The organism is Streptomyces niphimycinicus, from assembly GCF_018883605.1.
GTDB classification, from domain to species: domain Bacteria; phylum Actinomycetota; class Actinomycetes; order Streptomycetales; family Streptomycetaceae; genus Streptomyces; species Streptomyces niphimycinicus.
On the sequence record NZ_JAHLEM010000997.1, the window covers coordinates 1 to 3373 of the forward strand.

General features: G+C 74.8%; 2 protein-coding genes and 1 pseudogene. All 3 read right to left on the reverse strand.

From position 1 onward, the window contains the following. Nucleotides 1-169: pseudogene (locus KN815_RS51280) on the reverse strand (NUDIX hydrolase); the annotation flags it as partial. Nucleotides 170-250: 81 nt separating this feature from the next. Next, complete coding sequence (locus KN815_RS46645) at nt 251-1591, reverse strand: NsdA family TPR-like regulatory protein (protein ID WP_216347843.1); 1341 nt, start codon at nt 1589-1591, stop codon at nt 251-253. A gap of 197 nt (nt 1592-1788) precedes the next feature. Further along, nucleotides 1789-3006: a PP2C family protein-serine/threonine phosphatase gene (locus tag KN815_RS46650; RefSeq protein WP_253209680.1), complete on the reverse strand. Its 1218-nt coding sequence runs from the start codon at nt 3004-3006 to the stop codon at nt 1789-1791. Nucleotides 3007-3373: the final 367 nt, after the last annotated feature.

Sequence of the window (3373 nt, forward strand, 5' to 3'; positions counted from 1 at the left end):
GCAGCAGCACCTCGTTGGCCGCGTTCACCACCGTGGCCACGGCCACGGGACGGAGCCGGATCAGATAGTGGTCCAAATGGCGCCCGTCGGGGAGCCGGACGTCGGCGAGGTTGACCCGGAACCATCGGTTCTCGTACACGGTCCGCTCCCTGAGGTTCTTCCATCGCACTGTCAGCCACCTTTCGTCGAAACGGGAGGCCATCGTGGGCCACCCGCTGACGAGAGTGCGGACCGCGAGCGGAACCGCTGGTCACAGAGGAACGCGCAGTGCCCCGTCGATCAGCGCGGCGGCCTCGGCCGTCGCGGCGCTTCCGCTGGCCGCGAGGTGCTCCCGTACCGCCCGCAACCGGTCGCGTAACCGCTGGGACTCCATGCCCCGCGCGCGCTCGGTCATCTCCACCGCCGTGGCGCCCGCCCGGTCCACGTCCCCCTGACGCAGCTCGATATGGGTGAGCATGGCGAGCCGGTGCACCCGGCCCCGGTCGTGCGCGGGGGTGCCGACCGCGGCGGTGGCGTGCTCGCGGGCGCCGCCGAGGTCGCCGAGGCTCAGCAGCGCCTCGGCCACCTGGACGTTCACCAGACCCGGCTGGACATAGCCGGTCTCATCGGGCTCCTGCCCCGGTCTGATCCGGTCGGCGGCGGTCTCGGCACGCCGGATGCAGGACAGCGCCCCGGCGCCGTCGCCGAGCCGGGCGTACGCCTTGGCCTGCATGGCGTAGAGGTCGGCGGCGAGCGCGGGGGTGATCTGGGAGCCCGCGGCGCGCAGCGCCGATTCGGCGAAGGCGACCGCCTGCCGGTACTCCTTCATGAAGAGGGACTGATTGACCAGCAGCGCTATGACATAGGCCCCCAGGCCCCGGTCGCCGCTGGCCTTGGCGAGCCGCAGCGCCTGGTGGAAGTAGCGCTGGGCCAGGCCGTGGGTGTTGGAGTCGTACGCGCAGATCCCGGCGATGGCCACCAGGCCGCCGGTCGCCCGGTGCAACTGGCGGCCGGTGTCGTCGGCGTAGCTGCCGCGCAGCAGCGGTGCGGCCTCGGAGTTGAGGAACCCCACCACCCGGGTGCGGGTCGCGACGCCGCCTGCCTTCCGGTACATCTGCTCGTAGTGGGCGCGGGCGGCGCGCAGCGTCTCGATGTCGGTCATGCTGACCCGGGTGAGGCCGCGCCGGGAGACGTCGGAGTCCTCGGGAGGGTTCTCCCACTCCCACACCGGGATGACGGCGGGGGTGCCGGTGACCGCCGGGGCCTCGACGACATGCGGGCGCTGCTGTTCGTCGGAGCGCCACAGTGCGGTGGCGCGCTCGACGAATCCGGAGAGCGGGGTGGCGGGGCCGCCCCGGCGGCTGCCGGGGGTGCCGAGGCCGATGTCGTCCAGGGTGAGGGCGCGGTGCAGCCGCTCGCCCAGCACCTCGCAGATGAGGTCCGGCACCTGGCCGCGCGGCCGCTGGCCCTTCAGCCACCGGGCCACCGCGGTGTGCTCGTACCGCAGCTTCATCCCCCGGGCCCGGCCTGCCTCATTGACATGCGCGGCCAGTCCGGCGTGGGAGACTCCGGCCTCGTCGAGCACGGAGTCGAGCAGTGTATTGGGCTCCATCTCGCCCTCCCGAAACGCTCGGTGGCGCCAGCGTAGTGGAGCGGGATTCGCACGGGGTGTGAACGGGCGGGGTGGGGTGGGCCGTTGGACTTTCCCCAACCCGCCCCTGGACTCCGGAGCCTGGGGCGGAGCCCCACCGCGCGGCGGCGCCGCGAATCGATGCCGCGGGAAGGCGCGGGGAGGGGAACGGACAGCCCCTAGCCCCGGTGGGCGTCGGCGGCCGGGCGGGTGAGGGCCGTGGTGGCGGACAGGGGGCAGCGGTCGAAGCGCAGCGCGAGCAGCGCGACGTCGTCGGTGAGCCGCCCGCCGGTATGACGCAGCAGCGCCGACCGCACCCCCGCCACCACCGCCGCGGGAACCAGCGGCCCGGGGCCCGCGGCCTCGGACAGGGCGCGGCGCAGCGGGAAGAACGTGCCGTGGGCGTCGCGCACGTCCTCGGCACCGTCGGTGTGCAGTACCAACGTGTCGCCGACGCCCAGTGCGCTCCAGCGGGCGGTGGGAAGCTCGGCGGGCAGCGGGAAGAGGCCGAGCGGCGGCAGCACCTCGCCGGGCGCGGTCTGCCGGGCCATGGCCGGGCCGACCGGCTGTTCGTGGAGGCGGTACGGCCAGGGGTGGCCGCAGTTGAGCGCGGTGACCTCGCCGTCCGCGCGCACCTCCAGCAGCAGGACGGTCACGAACTCCTCGTCCACATGGCTGTCCAGCGGGCACTCCCCGCTCGCGCGCGCCCGCAGATGGCGCTCCAGGGCGCGGTCGAGCCGCCGCAGCACCCCGCTGAGCAGGGGTTCCTCATGGGCGGCCTCGCGGAAGCTGCCGAGGACGGCGGCGACGGTGCCGATCGCGGCGAGGCCGTGCCCGCGCACATCGCCGATGATGACGCGGACGCCGTACGGGGTGGCCAGCACCTCGTAGAGATCGCCCCCGACGGCGGCGCCCCGGCTGGCCGAGAGGTGGCCGCCCGCCAGCTCGATGCCCTCCAGCCGGGCCGGGAGCGGCCGCAGCACCACGTCCTGCGCGGCGGTGGCCACCGCCCGGAGCTGTTCCAGTTCGCGCAGCAGCCGCAGCTTGCGGCCCGCCGTGAGATAGCAGGCGAGGGCCACGCCGAGGGTGGCGCAGCAGGTGACCAGGGCGGCGTGCGGCTCCTTCCCGTCGCCGTCGGGCTCCAGGGCGGTCGGAGGCGCGAGGGCGAACAGCAGGCCGGCGCCGCCGAGCAGCACGATGCATCTGCGGCGGCCGCTGGTCGCGCAGGCGATGGCGGGTGCGGCGGCGAGGAGGGCCACGACCTCGGTGTGGTGCGGGGTCAGCAGCGCCCAGCAGAGGGCGCCGAACACCCACAGACAGGGGGCCACGCGGGTGACCGCCCGCAGCCTCCGTGCCCTCCGTACGAACGCGCCGCCGACTGCCGATGTCCCGATCATGTGTCGCCCCCAACGCCGGCCAATGAGGCGGTCGGCCGGGCCCCTGGACGGTCGGTCCCGCGCGGGCCGTGCGACCGGCACGATTCTGACGACAGCTCCTGCCAATTGGACCAGCCCCCTCCGGATCTCACCTGATCGGGTGACCGCGCGCCGGGCAGCCACCCGAACACCCCACCGTCCCGCGGACGCGGTGTCGGCTGTTCGCCACCCATCGAGACGACGCGGCGCCGGGCCACGACCCCAAGCCCCAAGCCCCGCACCCGCGGCCCGCACGACGCCGGCGAGCCCCGCACAAGAGGGCGACCGTGCACCGGCCGGCCGCTCCGCGAACACGGCACGCGGGCCGCCGTGTCGCGCCCGGAGGCGG